This window comes from Moorena sp. SIO3I8 (assembly GCF_010692325.1).
GTDB lineage: Bacteria > Cyanobacteriota > Cyanobacteriia > Cyanobacteriales > Coleofasciculaceae > Moorena.
Map to the genome: position 1 here is coordinate 25,429 of NZ_JAAHHW010000057.1, position 15,392 is coordinate 40,820.

The 15,392-nt window shown below is 45.8% G+C and carries 12 protein-coding genes; 6 read left to right on the forward strand and 6 right to left on the reverse strand.

Annotated features, from left to right (window positions below; all coding sequences use genetic code 11):
• Nucleotides 1-13 precede the first annotated feature (13 nt).
• Complete coding sequence (psaK, locus tag F6K51_RS20835; RefSeq protein ID WP_293023653.1) at nucleotides 14-304, reverse strand: photosystem I reaction center subunit PsaK; 291 nt, start codon at nucleotides 302-304, stop codon at nucleotides 14-16.
• 213 nt (nucleotides 305-517) lie between these two features.
• On the opposite strand from psaK, the gene F6K51_RS20840 reads away from it, so the two are divergent.
• Both F6K51_RS20840 and F6K51_RS20845 read left to right on the forward strand, forming a co-directional pair.
• Nucleotides 518-802 carry a TMEM165/GDT1 family protein gene (locus tag F6K51_RS20840; RefSeq protein WP_365940021.1) on the forward strand — a complete coding sequence of 95 codons (285 nt, stop codon included), beginning with the start codon at nucleotides 518-520 and terminating at the stop codon, nucleotides 800-802.
• 21 nt (nucleotides 803-823) lie between these two features.
• Nucleotides 824-1,111: a TMEM165/GDT1 family protein gene (locus F6K51_RS20845; RefSeq protein ID WP_070396367.1), complete on the forward strand. Its 288-nt coding sequence runs from the start codon at nucleotides 824-826 to the stop codon at nucleotides 1,109-1,111.
• Between the two features lie 211 nt (nucleotides 1,112-1,322).
• Here the strand turns inward: F6K51_RS20845 and F6K51_RS20850 are convergent, their stop codons facing one another.
• Both F6K51_RS20850 and F6K51_RS20855 read right to left on the reverse strand, forming a co-directional pair.
• Nucleotides 1,323-1,838 (reverse strand): DUF4149 domain-containing protein, encoded by a 516-nt coding sequence (locus F6K51_RS20850; RefSeq protein ID WP_293023662.1) that lies wholly within the window; start codon nucleotides 1,836-1,838, stop codon nucleotides 1,323-1,325.
• Between the two features lie 389 nt (nucleotides 1,839-2,227).
• Complete coding sequence (locus F6K51_RS20855; protein ID WP_293023665.1) at nucleotides 2,228-3,415, reverse strand: 1-acyl-sn-glycerol-3-phosphate acyltransferase; 1,188 nt, start codon at nucleotides 3,413-3,415, stop codon at nucleotides 2,228-2,230.
• A 333-nt stretch (nucleotides 3,416-3,748) separates the two neighbouring features.
• Between F6K51_RS20855 and F6K51_RS20860 the strand changes: the two genes are divergently transcribed.
• Nucleotides 3,749-4,333, forward strand: coding sequence for a DUF2808 domain-containing protein (locus tag F6K51_RS20860; RefSeq protein WP_293023668.1), 585 nt, complete (start codon nucleotides 3,749-3,751; stop codon nucleotides 4,331-4,333).
• A gap of 142 nt (nucleotides 4,334-4,475) precedes the next feature.
• A complete protein-coding gene (locus F6K51_RS20865) occupies nucleotides 4,476-5,273 on the forward strand; it encodes a PhzF family phenazine biosynthesis protein (RefSeq protein WP_293023671.1) in 798 nt (265 codons plus the stop codon).
• Between the two features lie 207 nt (nucleotides 5,274-5,480).
• On the opposite strand, the gene F6K51_RS20870 is transcribed toward F6K51_RS20865, so the two are convergent.
• The gene (locus tag F6K51_RS20870) at nucleotides 5,481-6,635 is read right to left on the reverse strand and encodes a quinone-dependent dihydroorotate dehydrogenase (RefSeq protein WP_293023674.1); all 1,155 of its coding nucleotides are present in this window, start codon (nucleotides 6,633-6,635) and stop codon (nucleotides 5,481-5,483) included.
• A gap of 222 nt (nucleotides 6,636-6,857) precedes the next feature.
• On the opposite strand from F6K51_RS20870, the gene F6K51_RS20875 reads away from it, so the two are divergent.
• Nucleotides 6,858-6,998 carry a hypothetical protein gene (locus F6K51_RS20875; RefSeq protein ID WP_158069877.1) on the forward strand — a complete coding sequence of 47 codons (141 nt, stop codon included), beginning with the start codon at nucleotides 6,858-6,860 and terminating at the stop codon, nucleotides 6,996-6,998.
• Here the strand turns inward: F6K51_RS20875 and F6K51_RS20880 are convergent.
• Nucleotides 6,963-7,436: a Fur family transcriptional regulator gene (locus F6K51_RS20880; protein WP_075905509.1), complete on the reverse strand. Its 474-nt coding sequence runs from the start codon at nucleotides 7,434-7,436 to the stop codon at nucleotides 6,963-6,965. The two genes, F6K51_RS20875 and F6K51_RS20880, sit on opposite strands and share 36 nt — an antisense overlap.
• A 545-nt stretch (nucleotides 7,437-7,981) precedes the next feature.
• Here F6K51_RS20880 and F6K51_RS20885 point away from each other — a divergent pair.
• Nucleotides 7,982-10,291, forward strand: a complete 2,310-nt coding sequence (locus F6K51_RS20885; protein WP_293023679.1) for a S8 family serine peptidase — start codon at nucleotides 7,982-7,984, stop codon at nucleotides 10,289-10,291.
• A gap of 148 nt (nucleotides 10,292-10,439) precedes the next feature.
• On the opposite strand, the gene F6K51_RS20890 is transcribed toward F6K51_RS20885, so the two are convergent.
• Nucleotides 10,440-14,735 (reverse strand): caspase family protein, encoded by a 4,296-nt coding sequence (locus F6K51_RS20890; protein ID WP_293023682.1) that lies wholly within the window; start codon nucleotides 14,733-14,735, stop codon nucleotides 10,440-10,442.
• Nucleotides 14,736-15,392: the final 657 nt, after the last annotated feature.

Here is a 15,392-nt window from a genome sequence, read left to right on the forward strand (position 1 = left end):
TCTTTTTCAGACCTTACAAAACACCACTAGTGGCTAGACCTAAGATGACACCAGCGCCTAGGATGTGACCCAGGCTAGTAGTTGCCAACAGTTCAGGGATGCCAAAATTGGCAAACAGTCCAGAGGCACCGGGTAAAGCTGGGCCTTGACCGGGGTTTTTGATGGCGAAGCGACCAACAGTAATCGCAAACAGATTACACAAAATCATTACTATCCCCACTGTGGGACTCCACTCTGGGGTCACCGGAACAGAGGTTTCCACAGCAGCTAAGAAAATTGAGTTAATCAATGCAGTTTCTCCCATATTCAATAAATTGATCAGCAATCAAAGCAATCATAAGAATTTTCGGGGAGAAAAATCTCAACTTGTTTTAAGAATTTACATTTGGAGAGTGATCACAGCGTCAGAATTTATGTAAAGTTATGCAAATTTTGGTAAATTGTATAGAGTACCTATATCTTGAGCAGTTTTCCAGTGACTCAATCTGACCAGAGTCAGCCAGTAAAAGCAAACCAAATGGCTGTATGGGGAATCTTCAGTTCAACCTTCCTAACCATCTTTCTAGCCGAGATGGGCGACAAGACCCAATTGGCAACACTACTCATCACTGCCGAATCCCAGTCTCCATGGATTGTGTTTGTTGGTGCTGCCGCAGCACTGATATCTACTAGTTTGCTAGGTGTACTTATTGGTCATTGGCTGGCTAAGCGCTTCTCCCCTGAGATGATGGATACGGCTGCCGGAACACTTTTACTGTTGATATCAGTTATGCTTCTGTGGGACGCAATCAAACTGAATTAGTTATGAATGAGTGATTAGACGATGGATTGGCAATTACTAGGACTAAGTTTCCTAACGGTATTTTTAGCTGAAATTGGAGACAAAAGCCAATTTGCAGCGATCGCACTCAGTGGTAGTCTCAATTCCCCCCGTACTGTGTTTTTGGGAACTATAGCGGCACTGATACTTGCTAGCTTTCTGGGTGTAGTAGCTGGGGGAGGGGTGGCTCATCTATTGCCTACTCGTCTACTTAAAGCGATCGCAGCCATTGGCTTTGCTTTGATGGCATTACGGCTATTGTGGCCTTCAGAAGGAACGGTGGAGGATTAATCCACCCCCCCTCAGAGATTTTCAGGAATAAATTTTCAGGTCAATCGGGTGAAAGGGAGCTGGGGTGATGGGGAGAGGGTATTTTTAAGGTGAAAAATACCTTATTTATAAAAATTCCCCCTATCTCCCTATCTCCCCACCTCCCCACAAATCAGATTGTTAGTTGGACGCAAGAAACAGCCCTGAGGGTTAGGGGGAGTGTGGGAGCAAGTTACGAACAGACCAATCTACGATAGTCTTTATAGCACCAGTTAAGTAGTGTAGTCCCTGCCATCAACTTGATTGCTTCTAGCAGCCAGTAGCCTTCATGCATTTGCACCATTCCTGCTGGCATGCCACTCACTGGCTCTAGAAGATTCAGTTGTAGAGCCATGGCGCTCATCTGGGGTGTCATGATGTAGGTATAAATGATTGCGATCCCTACCATGAGCAGGGATAATAAAATAGACCAGCGTCTGACGTAATGATAAAGATTAGAATTACCACGCAGGACTAATAGGCTGGCTAATATTAAAGCGCCACACAAAAGCTCAACACGATTAAATGTCCAGAAAATTGAATAGCCAGCTGTAGCAAAACTAGCCTGACTCATCATGCCAGCTGTAGACATGCATGGCATGATCACAAAGTCTATAACCAAACTGCTACTGAGCCAAAACCCTAAAGCAAACATGGCAATGGTTCGCCAGCGGCTCTGCTGTGAATCCACGCCAAAAACAGCGTTCATAAAATTTCCTCTACTTTCTATCCTGCTCTTAGCTTAACCAATTGTTTTTGCAAAAAGTGTGAAGTATTTTTGCAAAAAAAAGTATTTTTGCAAACAAATTTTAAATTAATCGTCAGGACTAATCTCAAATCCAGTTGAGTAATACTGTAAGCATATGCGCGAAGCGCAGGCTACGCCAACAGCCGTCAGCATATGCGCGAAGCGCAGGCTACGCCAACAGCCGTCAGCCTAATCCTTAAAATAAACATCGTTCGCGTAGCGTGCGCCAATGCCCACACGGGAGAATTTAATAGTTCGAGATTTTACAGGATTTAAAGTCTGGGGATTTGCCCATCTAAGCATTCAGGAATTGGCCTGTAGCTGATAGCTGATAGCTGATAGCTGATAGCTTACGATAAATTTTCTTGAACTGTCTGTTGTAGTTGTTGGGTCAACATCTCCACTGTTCCTGCTCGGTTTTGTCTGTAGGACTGAAAATGCTCTTTGAGGTTTATGGGATCTCCAATACGGAGCTTCGCTTTCCGGTGTCCTTTCGGCAAAGGTCGATCAAACTTAAACACTTCCCGCTCTAGTCGAGTTAGGGTATCTAAAAAACGCTCTGGTGTAGGAGAGGCCGCAACATAACCATCGTAAATTGCATCAAAGTTAAGCAGGCGGAGAGTAGCTTGGTAAATTGATTCATAAGTGGTTTCATCAAACTGGTCTAACTCTTGAGCACGGGATTTTAAGACTGACTGAATTTTATACACTCGTTCTCGGATTGGTGTCATGGTTGCCGGTGTTATCTCTAGCTTCTGTTCACACTCAATCAACAGATGAGTTTTGAGCTGGTTAATCCGTTGGTTCCAATCGATCTGAGTGGTTTGGTCTAGATTAAGGTCGTATTCAGTCTCCAAGCGAAGAATTACTTGCTCAGCAACACCCCGTAAACGCCCATAGAAGTTTGGTGCGATCGCATTAATTTTGAACGCCTTCTCTAGACGGGACAGGGTCTGATCAATCACCGGCTTCATGGAATCAGTGTACTGGTACTTCAGACTTACCGGTACTAAATAGAGATTAGGAACAGGTTCACCCTGTTTCACCATTTGGTTCATTGCCTGTAGAGGCAGTTGAATAGCTCCCGTTCGGAAAGGCATAACCGTATCATTTTGATAAGAGCAGCCCCCTTCGGGGAAAATCACCAAATCACAACTTGGTTGCTTCAGTAACTTTAGGGTTTGGGCAATGCTGGTGCGATCGCCTAAACCCCTTCGAATCGAGTAGGCTCCTATCAGCGGCAGAAATTTTTTCATCCATCCCCGGAAACTCTCGTAAGCCACAACATAGTGAAAGAGTTGCCCTAACCGAGTTGATAACAGAAACAGAACCATCCCATCATCAAGGGTAGGATGATTGGGGAGATAAACCACCCGTTCCTCTTCCAAGCGAGCCAGTTTCTCTAGGTCCGTAGACTCAACCACTAACTTCAGTTGATAAAAATTATCGGCGACTAGATCAGAAAAGCTTTGACAGATGCGGGTTAATAGGGGATTGAGCCTAGGTGCATAGAATTGAGGGCTTGACAAAACAGACATAGCATGTATTCCAGGAGGAGATCGGAAGATTAGGGAGATGGAGAGATCATAAATACTTTAAACAGTTTGACTTGAAATAAATTATTGTGCCATTTTGCCATTGTCGATGGTCCCATTATTCCCCACCTTTGCTCCCTTCGGGATTTTCCTCACTACAGACAGATGCCATAGTTGTACCGGATCAATTATGGTTTGCCTACTAACCTTTCACATTAGAATTATCAAATAACAAGAATCATCAGTAGTGTCAACATGTTAGATGGTGAAGTCAAACAAAAAACGGCGTCATATACCGCTACGTCACCCTTGATCCTAGCTCTAAAGAGATTGAGCTTGCGTGCGCCGCTTCTGTTTTCGGTAAACTTTATCAAAATTACTATAGCCTTAGTCTTATCCTTAGTAATTTTGGATACTCCCTCAACCCAAGCCGTTGAGTTAGCGGATGGGAGAGTTTCATTTGAGAAATCTCCTAGGTTGTTGGATGCAGTAACTACGTTTAATCAAGCTGATGTGCGAGGAGCAACATACTATTTCACCGTGGACTTACCAGGGGATATTGGTGAACCACTCCAAAGATTAACTATTAATCAGCGTCAAGGAGGATATAAGATTCAATTCTATCCCGAGAAATCCTCAGCATTTGAAGGAACCTACCAAGACCGGGGTCAGCCGTTATCTCTGGGAAGGGTCACAAAAGACGACTCAACCAAAACAATTTCAGTTACCTTCGATCCACCAGTAAACCCAGGAAAAACCATTACGGTTGGGCTTCGTCCTGTTCGCAATCCACGATGGGGAGGCGTCTATCTGTTTGGTGTTACAGCTTTCCCCCCTGGAGAGAACCCCTACGGTTTATATTTAGGTGTTGGACGTTTACAGTTCTATTCTCCAGCGGGAGATAGGCTCAATTTTAGATAACATCTTCGGAACATTCCTTGGATGTTAATTGTTAGTTCATTATTAATTATGAATGATAAAGTTAAAATTAACAATTAACAATTAACACAATCAACCATTTTAAAACTCATTAACCAGACTTGATTTAACCTTTTGCCTGATTATGGGACAAACCATTATTCAAGTAGACGCTTTCACCAGTAAACCCTTTACAGGAAATCCTGCTGCTATCTGTGTTTTACCAACTGCTCAAGATGACAGTTGGATGCAAAACGTAGCGCGAGAGATGAATTTATCTGAAACCGCATTTCTAGTCAAGCAAGAGGATGGTTTCAATTTGCGTTGGTTTACACCAACAGTGGAAGTCCCCTTATGCGGTCACGCCACCCTAGCTAGTGCTCATGTTCTTTGGTCAGAGGGACATCTGTCCCCTGATCAAATGATTCGGTTCTACACCAAGAGTGGATTGCTGATGGCTCAGCGCCAGGGTGAGTGGATTCAACTAGATTTCCCGGTGAATCCCTCAGAAGTTATCAGTACTCCAGAAGCACTCAGCCAAGCCTTGGGTGTACCGATCAAGTGGGTTGGGAAAAATTCCCATTGGCTTTTGGTCGAGGTAGAGTCGGAAGAGTTGGTCAAGCAGATGCAGCCCAATTTCCAACTGATGAAAACCTTACCTCTGTCTGCGGTAATTGTGACTAGTTGGGCTGACAGTGATTCAGAATACGACTTTGTTTCCCGATTCTTTGCCCCCAGATTGGGAATTGATGAAGACCCAGTTACAGGTTCTGCCCATTGTTGTCTCGCTCCCTTCTGGCGCAATCGCAATAGTAAAGATCAGTTCTTAGCCTACCAAGCCTCCTCTCGGGGTGGTGTAGTAAAGGTTAACTATACCGGTAGCGATCGCGTTTTTCTGAGTGGACAAGCAGTTACTATCCTGCGCTCAGAATTGCTCATCTAATCCTGAAGGTTAACACTCAATCAAACCACCTACCCTTCTCGAACGCCAAAGGCGAACAACATTCTACATTCTGCATTCTACATTCTGCATTCTGACAGACAACCTTGGCCTTTTGGCCAAGCGATCGCGTTCAACCTTCAACCTTCAACCTTCAACCTTCAACCTTCAACCTTCAACCTTCAACCTTCAACCTTCAACCTTCAACCTTCAACCAGACCCAGAACCCACTGCCTCAGAAATTGAACTCATGCCTCTTTCCTCCAACTTCTGCAACAGCCCTTGCAGAATCTGCCTTACCATCCATGGACCGTTATAAATCCAACCCGTGTACACCTGAATTAGACTAGCACCTGCGGTAATCTTCTCCCAAGCATCCTCCGCCGTAAAAATGCCTCCAACCCCTATAATCGGTAAGGTTCCTTGAGTTTCCTGCCAGATAAACCGAATTACCTCTGTAGAACGTTGACGCAACGGTGCTCCACTAATCCCTCCAGCTTCTTCCGTTACCGGTTTGCCCGTTGCCGCAATCCGTTGTGTTTTAAGCAGATCCCGACGGATGGTAGTGTTAGTGGCAATAATCCCAGCTAACCCATAGCTTTGGGCAAGCTCAAGGACATCTGCGATCGCATTCCACTCTAAATCCGGGGCAATCTTGACCAGAATCGGCTTTTGGGAAACGTTTTCCTGTTGCAGAGCATCTAAGATCAGACTAAGTTGACTGGCATCCTGAAGCGATCGCAATCCTGGTGTATTTGGTGAACTCACATTAACCACAAAGTAATCCCCCAATTCCCTCAACAGGCCAAAACTCGACCGATAGTCATCTGCTGCCTCTGCTAGGGGTGTTACTTTAGATTTACCTAGATTAATCCCAACCTGTAACCTGTTAACCTTCAACTGTTCTACTTGTAACCTGTTAACCTTCAACTGTTCTAATCGAGCAGCCATTGCTATAGCCCCAAGATTATTAAATCCCATCCGATTCAGAGCAGCTTTGTCTTCTACCAAGCGAAATAAACGAGGACGAGGATTTCCCGGTTGACCGTGAAAGGTTACAGTACCCAGTTCAGCAAAGCCAAACCCTAAGCTTCCCCAAATTCCAGCAGCCACACCATCTTTATCAAATCCTGCTGCTAAACCCATAGGGTTGGGGAAGTTTACTCCCCAGAGGGTTTGTTCGAGGCGACCATCATTTAAGCAAAACCTTTGCTGTAATTGACCCTTAACCCAGTGACCTAGAGTAGATTCCTGATTCGATGACAGCCAGCTCAATAGCGCTAGAGTTCGATTGTGTAACCATTCTGGATCTGTCTTCAACCCAGAAAATAAAATTGGACGAATGGTAGATTGGTAAATATCCATAATACTGAGTGAGTCCGTAGCTCAATGGGTCAGTAGGTCAGCGAGTTAGTAAATCAGTGCTGAACAAAATACTCCACCATCTGGCTAGTTGTTATTAACAACTGTGGATTTACTTCAATTTTTAATTTACCCATTCAAACGTCATACTTTGATTGATTCTTTGATTAATTAGTTGCGTTATGACCAAACCCTAAAAAAAGGGCGTTGTTTGGGTAACTTAAAATGACATTTTTATCACTGAGTTACAATCAGTTTTTGCAACTCTTACTCCCTACTCCCTACTCCCTACTCCCTACTCCCTACTCCCTACTCCCTACTCCCTACTCCCTACTCCCTCAAACCACCCGACGGGGAGTTAGGTGATCCCTCCTGACGGTAACCATAAAAATCAATCCGATATTCCGTAATCTTTACACCAGTTTGTGCCTCAATTTGCTTGAGCAAGTCTTCCGGTAGTTCTACATAAACATCAAGAATCTGGTTTGTATCCAGGCAATTGACATGGCTATGAGTATCGCTGATATTGCCGTACAACCGTCCATCCGAGCGCTCAATACATTCAATAATACCTTGACTGGATAGGGCATCTAAATTCTGGTAAACAGAAGTATGACCAATAACTTTACCTTGTTGATTCAATCGGTCATAAATGTCTCGCGCTGACAGATGGTCTTTAGCTTCCCATAACAGTTCTAGAATAAAGCGACGTTGACGACTCAGACGCATACCCAGGGTCTGACACTTGTCGATTGCATCTTCTAGTGAACGAATTGGTTTAGCAGCTGCCGCTTCTTGTTGCATGACATGAGTTGATGAGTTTAACGAAAAGGAATCCCTTTAAATTTATTTATAGCTCAGGCAGTTATTCACTTAAGCCAGGACAAGGCTATCGTGTGATCGGAAGCAACGGGAAAGGGTAAACGGGGAATACTTTCTGTTCTCAACTTCCCTGTTCTCAAGTTTTTCCTTGACCTTGAATGCCCCTGTTTAAATTAATTTTAAGTTAAATTTGGTAGCCCTAAGCCTTATATCCTATATTTTACTACAAAATCCTGAACTACCCCACCCTACCATCTAGATGTGCTCTGCTTAGCCATCGGACAAGATCCAGGTGTCTTGACTAAGCCATTGCTCTTCACAGCAGCTACTGAAGCAATGCAACTGAGCTATAACGGAAGTATATCACCTTTACAAAAACTTTGGAAAAAAATCTGGAATTCTTCAGGGTCAATGGGTAGTTGACTGTATTGCTCAGAAACACTCACATCAACCTGATTCTGAAACAAAAGTCAACACAGACTCCTCTCTATCGAGCCAATTATAAAACATAATCAGAAATTAGCAGAATGGAAAACACAGAAAACCAAGAACCCATGGTTCCAGGTATGACCAATGGTGGAGCAACTACCAATGGCATGTCCTTAGGGGAAATGGCTGATGACCAGATGTCATCCTTTGACATGAATGCTGTATCCAGTCAAGGCAATATACCCACAGCAGTGCCCATGAGTTCATCTGCCCCAGATAGTGAAATGGAGAACGTGCTGGTAGAAATGCGAGCTCCTAAGGATCAAGGGGCTAACGTGTTTTTATACATGGCAGGAAGTTTCAGGGTTCCTAGCTTCCAAATCGATTATGACTACGAGCCAGTATCGATGGATCCTGAGACACCGGAACTGGCCATGCAGCTCCAAGCCTCTAATGAAGAGGTAATTGTTGTCAAGGGCAAAGTTGCTCAAAACCAAATTGCTGCCCTCGAAGCCCAACCTAATGTCATCAAAGTCTGGCCAGACACCCCGATCGAACCCTTCAACACTACCACCCTACAGCAAGAGTATCCGATGGTAGAACCAATGGCAGGGTTTGGTAGCTGTCCGATTGGTTCTTGTGACTGTAACCCTGGGGCGGCTAAGGGAACTATGGCGGACGTAGCCAAGTATCTTGGCGTTGATCAAATTCATGCTGCTGGTTATAAAGGTCAAGGTATTGTTGTTGGTGTCGTTGATGGCGGGATTACAGCAGCTGGTCGTCCTGTGCGTCCCGGAGAACCCTCCAAGCGGATTCCCAATGTTATTGGCGGCTACCACCGCACGGTGGCATGGGGGACTCAAGCTCGCAGCTGGGGCGAACATGGCAATATGTGCGCTACAGATGTGTTGGGTATGGCTCCAGAAGCCAAACTCTATGACTTTCCACTAGTAGGGAATGCCATCTCTAACGGCCTGGCTGCCTTCAATTGGGCAATCAAGCAGCATAAAATTGACGGCACACCCCACATTCTCACCAATAGCTGGGGAATTTACCAGGAACAGTGGGATAAGACTTATGCCAGAAATCCTAACCATCCCTTCACCCGCAAAGTTGTGGAAGCGATCAATGAAGGGATTCTAGTTCTGTTTGCCGCTGGTAACTGTGGTGGAACCTGTCCTGATGGTCGTTGTGCCTCAGATTTCGGTCCTGGTAAAAGTATCTGGGGCGCGAATGGTCATCCCCTAGTGATGACAGTGGGCGCAGTTAACAAGAATGAACAGTTTGTCGGCTATAGCAGCCAAGGACCAGCGGCTTTGTCCCCCCAAAAGCCAGACTTCTGTTCCATCACCCACTTCCGGGGTTACTTCCCCTGTGATAACGGTACCTCGGCTGCCACACCCATTGCTGCTGGAGTAGTAGCCTTGCTCAAGCAAGCCAAGCCGAGCCTAACTCAGGAGGAGGTTAAGAAACTCCTGGAGAGTACTGCTAAAACTATTGGTTCTCAGGGATGGGATCAGCATTCCGGTGCTGGCATTATTCAGCCCAAGGTAGCCTTTGACAAAATCAAAACTCCCCCCACCCCTCGCCCCAGTGAAGATACCTGGAGTGACTGGGAAAATCTAGGCGGCTATGGCCTATATAGTCCAGCGGCTGCTTCCTGGGGACCTAATCGGATTGACACCTTTGTGATTGGTACTGACCACGCTATGTATCACAAGTGGTGGGATGGCTCGGCTTGGCGTGGCTGGGAAAACTTAGGGGGTTACATTATTTCTGCACCCGCAGCGGTTTCTTGGGGAAATAACCGCATTGACACCTTTGTGGTTGGTAGCAATAATGCCCTGTACCGCAAGTGGTGGGATGGCTCGGCTTGGCGCGGTTGGGAAAATCTAGAGGGCTACTGCTTGTATGCTCCAGCGGCTGCTTCCTGGGGACCTAACCGGCTTGACACTTTTGTGATTGGTACTGACCACGCCGTCTACCACAAGTGGTGGGATGGCTCGGCTTGGCGGGGCTGGGAAAACTTAGGAGGCTACTCTATTTCTGCACCCGCAGCAGTGTCTTGGGGTCCAAACCATATCGCTATCTTTACCATTGGTCGCGATCGCGCTCTATACTACAAGACCTGGAATGGTTCGATTTGGAGTCCATGGGAAAAACTGGGAGGCTACTGTCAGTATGGTGTAGCCGCTGTGTCCAGGGGAGTCAACCAGCTCGATTGTTTCGTGATTGGATCCATGGGCAAGGTCTATTGCCGTTCCTGGGATGGTTCTGCCTGGAAAAATTGGAAAAACCTAGGTGGTTACAGCATTGCTGGGGTAGCAGCAGCATCTTGGGGACCTGACCGCCTTGATGTTTTTGTCGCCGCTGGTGATCATGCTCTGCACCACAAGTGGATGGGCTGAGATCAAGATTACTGATTAAGGAAGTGAAGGTAAAGAATTTTTAATTCTTTACCTTTAATTTTAAATGGTCGCGTTCGCGTAGCGTGACCTACGGTCAAGGGACTTGACGAATAGCTGCTACGGCGTTAAAAACTTTTATCTTTTGCAACTACTTCTTTACATGGTCGCACAATTGCCTATCGCTCTCGCTGACATTAGGATTATTCTCCAAATAATGGCGCACCCAATCGCAAGTCTTCGCCATTAAAGAGTCTAAGTTTAAGTCTAGATTCCCGAAGAGTTTGATCCTGAAGAGTTTGATCGTGTTGTCAAGACTGCCAGAAGCCAAGGTCTGGCCATCCCGGCTGAAACTGACGCTATTGACAGCGCCATCATGCTCGATGAGGGTGTGGATTTCGGTTCCTGTCTCTAGATTCCAGTGTTTGATGGTGTTGTCAGTACTGCCAGAAGCCAAGATCTGGCCATCCCGGCTGAAACTAACGCTATTGACAATGTTAGTATGCCCGATCAGGGTGCGGATTACCTTGCCTGTCTCTAGATTCCAGAGTTTGATGGTCTTGTCAGTACTGCCAGAAGCCAAGATCTGGCCATCCCGGCTGAAACTAACGCTATTGACAGCGCCATCATGGCCGATCAGGGTGTGGATTTCGGTTCCTGTCTCTAGATTCCAGTGTTTGATGGTGTTGTCATCACTGCCAGAAGCCAAGGTCTGGCCATCCCGGCTGAAACTAACGCTATTGACAGCGCCATCATGGCCGATCAGGGTGCGGATTACCTTGCCTGTCTCTAGATTCCAGAGTTTGATGGTGTTGTCATCACTGCCAGAAGCCAAGGTCTGGCCATCCCGGCTGAAACTAACGCTATTGACAGCGCCATCATGGCCGATCAGGGTGTGGATTTCGGTTCCTGTCTCTAGATTCCAGAGTTTGATGGTGTTGTCATCACTGCCAGAAGCCAAGGTCTGGCTATCCCGGCTGAAACTGAATCTCGTGACTCTGTTAGTATGCCCGATGAGGGTCTGGAGGGTCTGGAGGGTGAGGATTTTCCTTCTCGTCTCTACATTCCAGTGTTTGATGGTGTTGTCATCACTGCCAGAAGCCAAGGTCTGGCCATCGGGGCTGAAACTGACGCTAAAGACCAAGTCATCATGCCCGATCAGGGTGCGGATTACCTTGCCCGTCTCTAGATTCCAGAGTTTGATGGTCTTGTCATCACTGCCAGAAGCCAAGGTCTGGCCATCCCGGCTGAAACTGACCCTCCTGACCGAGTCATCATGCCCGATCAGGGTGCGGATTACCTTGCCTGTCTCTAGATTCCAGAGTTTGATGGTGTTGTCATCACTGCCAGAAGCCAAGGTCTGGCCATCCCGGCTGAAACTGACGCTCCTGACCGAGTCATCATGCCCGATCAGGGTGCGGATTACCTTGCCTGTCTCTAGATTCCAGAGTTTGATGGTGTTGTCATCACTGCCAGAAGCCAAGGTCTGGCCATCCCGGCTGAAACTGACCCTCCTGACCGAGTCATCATGCCCGATGAGGGTTCGGATTACCTTGCCTGTCTCTAGATTCCAGAGTTTGATGGTCTTGTCCTCACTACCAGAAGCTAAGGTCTGGCCATCGGGGCTGAAACTGACACTCTCGACATGGGAATTATGCCCGATCAGGGTGCGGATTACCTTGCCCGTCTCTAGATTCCAGAGTTTGATGGTCTTGTCATCACTGCCAGAAGCCAAAGTCTGGCCATCCCGGCTGAATCTGACGCTCCTGACCGAGTCATCATGCCCGATGAGGGTTCGGATTACCTTGCCTGTCTCTAGATTCCAGAGTTTGATGGTCTTGTCACGACTACCAGAAGCCAAGGTCTGGCTATCCCGGCTGAAACTGAATCTCGTGACTCTGTTAGTATGCCCCTGCAAGCGGTTGCCTTTGCTGGCTTCATCAAGAACTTTGTGCAGGGCACTAATCACCTTTTGGTCCGATGCCTTGTGTTTTTGTAGGATTTTTCCTGCCTTAATCACCTCCACCAAAGCCTCCATGTCTTTATATTTAGCAAACAGAGACAAAGAAGAGCGAGCGAGAGAATTGGCTTGAGTAATTTCATAGTTTCTCCATTGCATCCAAACGGCAGCATAGAAAATCATTGCCCCCAGAACTGAGCCAGCGATGCTCCAACCCACAATTGTGTTACTGCGTTTTTTTCTAACACTGCGCCGCACGAAATCAACTTCTACCTGGTTTAACCAGTTGTCCTCACAATTGAGTGCTTTATTCAATACATCGAGATAAGGATTGGCATTCCACAGAAACTGTCCGGATGATTGTTTTTTGCTTTTAACACTTTGCCACTCCACCGCTGCGGTCGTCAACCGCCGTTGTAGAAGTAAATTTTCCTCATCTAAATGTTTCCACTCCAGCAACCTTTGCCAACCCCTTACCAAAGCATCATGGGCAGGTTCGACATAGGGATTCCCCTCAGCATCTTGTCCTTCTACTAATAACCGTGCTGTGGTAAAATTCTCAATTACTTCCTTAACTAAATCATTTTTCGCTGGTGGATATTCCAATTCTGATAAAGGTACGCGCCTACGGGCTAATTCACCCCCACCTAGTGCCACCATCCGCAGCATCACATGACGGATTACTTGCTCATAAGCGGGATTTTCTTGAACTAGCAAATGATACTCTTTATCTGCCCTTTGAGTTAGCGATCGCATTACTCCCCCCAATTCTTGATAATCGGCTTGAGTCAAGGCCCGATCAATAGTAATACCCCTGTATTGTGCCTCCCGTTGCCGCCTTAAATACTTGAGGAATAATTCACTCAAGGCAAAAGACAGCAAGGGCAATGCTCCGGGCATATCCGCCACTTCATCAATTAATTTTTCTACTAATTCGTGGGGCTGAAAATACATCACCCGTGCTTGAGCCGGTTTCTCGATTGCTTCGTTGAGTTCCCCTCGTGTCATGGCCGGTACAATAAATCGTCCACTTTGCCAAAGATTTATCAGTACCGTAGTTTCCAATTGATTTAGTACTTCCGGTGCCAACTTTAAGCCCACATCTGTGATTTGGGGTTCAAAGTCAGACCGTAGGGTTAATATTACCCGTAATTTATCCCCATGGGCATTTATGGCTGTGAGTATCTGTTGGAAAAACTCTTTACGCTGATCATAGTTTTGACAGAGTGTAATAATTTCTTCGCTTTGGTCAATAAACAGTAATAACTTAGAGTTGGGGTTATTTTTCGCCCAAACATCAATGCTCATTGCCAAGTTATGCTGTGGGTTTTGTGGCTCAACATTAGGTAACTTAGCATTACATAGCACATTATTTAACCCTTGCAAGGGAGTCTCACCAGGACGGATGGCTGGCAAAATACACCATTTCTCGGTATTATCTTGCCGTAGTTTGGGAATTAATCCTGCCTTGACCAAGCTAGACTTACCCGAACCAGAAGCACCCAACACCACTGTCAGGGGATTAGCTTTGACAAAATCTTCTAACTTTTCTACTAGTAATGTTCTACCGAAAAACAGTGAACTGTGTTTCTCTTCAAAGGACTTTAAACCGCGATAGGGATTTTGTGATTGATCCAAAGGTGGTGCTGGTGGTAAATTAAGTTCATGTCCGGGAGAAAGAAAGATATACTCGCCTTTATCGTGTTTGTTTAAACACCAAATACCGGGCGTTTGTCGTATCCGGCATTTTTCTGTGGGAATTTCGACTCTATCCCGTAAATGTAAATATAATTCGGTGGCTGTAATTACCCCATCTCCAGCCGGTTTGCCATTCGTAGCAGGAGGATAGATATCTGCTGCACCTTCGAGAGCTTCTAATAATGCCGCCGCAAAAGGGGAATGATTACCGAATTGACCGCGTTCGCTATCTAAATTAAAGTTATCTAAAGCCTTTTGATCCGAGGCTGAGGAAGTAATGATTTGCCAGGCTGGGTCAGTAATAAAACGCTCATAACGCTCTTGGTGAATTACTTCTGGCGATGTGAGTAAATCCCTAGTACTCGACCAACGGAAAGCACCAGCAAAACAGCAGTCGAGGATACCCAAGAAATGACGACAGGGTAATTGACTTAAAGCATCGTGTAACTTCGTCATGGGCAGATAACTATTAGTATCCCCCAGTTTGGCATCTTGAGGAATTAAGTAACCAGCCGGGCCATCATCCCCATTGAGAGCGACTCCATGACCAGCAAAGTAAAATAATAAGCGGTCATTTTCAGTGACAAGTTCGGGTAAGGTATGGGATAAAAATTTGTTAAAGTTAGACAGAGTTGCCACTTTGTCTAGGCATTCCCAGACTTCGTAATCATGCTTTTTGCGGAGAATTTCCACTAGTTTTTTGGCATCGTTTACGGCAGTGTTCAGGGGAGAAATGCCGTTGGTGTAGTTATTGATACCGATGATCAAGGCGAGATTGCGGGAAAACATGTTCTGCAAAAAGCACTTATAAAGATAACTTGAATACTAGTGATTAGTAGTATCCCATTTTGGCAAATATATCTTTTTATAGCAGTCGCCAGGGCAGTTATAACATGACAAAAGTCTCAAACCTAAGTAAGCGCAAGAGTTTGACTTGCGGACTTGCGGACTTGCGGACTTGCGGACTTCTGCTATATGTGGGCGGTATAATCACGCTCACACAGCAGTGGGATGCTCCCTATTTATTCCCCAAGATAATCTTTTGACTTTACGCAGAAATTCTTAGTTTCGTAATAAATCTTTACATACGGCGGTTTGCATAACTATCAGGTACACAGGATTTTTTCCCCTCTTCCCTCTTCCCCTCCTGGGAGGGGTTAGGGGTGGGTTCCTCTTCCCTCTTCCCCTCCTGGGAGGGGTTAGGGGTGGGTTCCTCTTCCCTTACTAAGGGCAGGGCTGTTTCAAAGTTTAATAAGTTAACGAGAAAAGGAGATAGGGGGATAGGGGGATAGGGGGATAGGGAAATAAACTAAAATTTTCCGAAAAATCCGCCAATTTAGTCATTAAAATCTGACAAATTAGTTGGGAGGAAGCAACTCCAATGACTAACAATTCGTGATTCGGCCTTCGAGGAGGGTTAGATAAATTTGGCCAAAATTCCGACTA

What these genes read in the sequence shown, in the direction of transcription:
- F6K51_RS20855 (WP_293023665.1), bottom strand. Translation starts at nt 3,415, where the DNA reads ATGTCTGTTTTGTCAAGCCCTCAATTCTATGCACCTAGGCTCAATCCC.
- F6K51_RS20845 (WP_070396367.1), top strand. Translation starts at nt 824, where the DNA reads ATGGATTGGCAATTACTAGGACTAAGTTTCCTAACGGTATTTTTAGCT.
- F6K51_RS20875 (WP_158069877.1), top strand. Translation starts at nt 6,858, where the DNA reads ATGACATTTTTATCACTGAGTTACAATCAGTTTTTGCAACTCTTACTC.
- F6K51_RS20880 (WP_075905509.1), bottom strand. Translation starts at nt 7,436, where the DNA reads ATGCAACAAGAAGCGGCAGCTGCTAAACCAATTCGTTCACTAGAAGAT.
- F6K51_RS20885 (WP_293023679.1), top strand. Translation starts at nt 7,982, where the DNA reads ATGGAAAACACAGAAAACCAAGAACCCATGGTTCCAGGTATGACCAAT.
- F6K51_RS20870 (WP_293023674.1), bottom strand. Translation starts at nt 6,635, where the DNA reads ATGGATATTTACCAATCTACCATTCGTCCAATTTTATTTTCTGGGTTG.
- F6K51_RS20840 (WP_365940021.1), top strand. Translation starts at nt 518, where the DNA reads ATGGCTGTATGGGGAATCTTCAGTTCAACCTTCCTAACCATCTTTCTA.
- psaK (WP_293023653.1), bottom strand. Translation starts at nt 304, where the DNA reads ATGGGAGAAACTGCATTGATTAACTCAATTTTCTTAGCTGCTGTGGAA.
- F6K51_RS20865 (WP_293023671.1), top strand. Translation starts at nt 4,476, where the DNA reads ATGGGACAAACCATTATTCAAGTAGACGCTTTCACCAGTAAACCCTTT.
- F6K51_RS20890 (WP_293023682.1), bottom strand. Translation starts at nt 14,735, where the DNA reads ATGTTTTCCCGCAATCTCGCCTTGATCATCGGTATCAATAACTACACC.
- F6K51_RS20850 (WP_293023662.1), bottom strand. Translation starts at nt 1,838, where the DNA reads ATGAACGCTGTTTTTGGCGTGGATTCACAGCAGAGCCGCTGGCGAACC.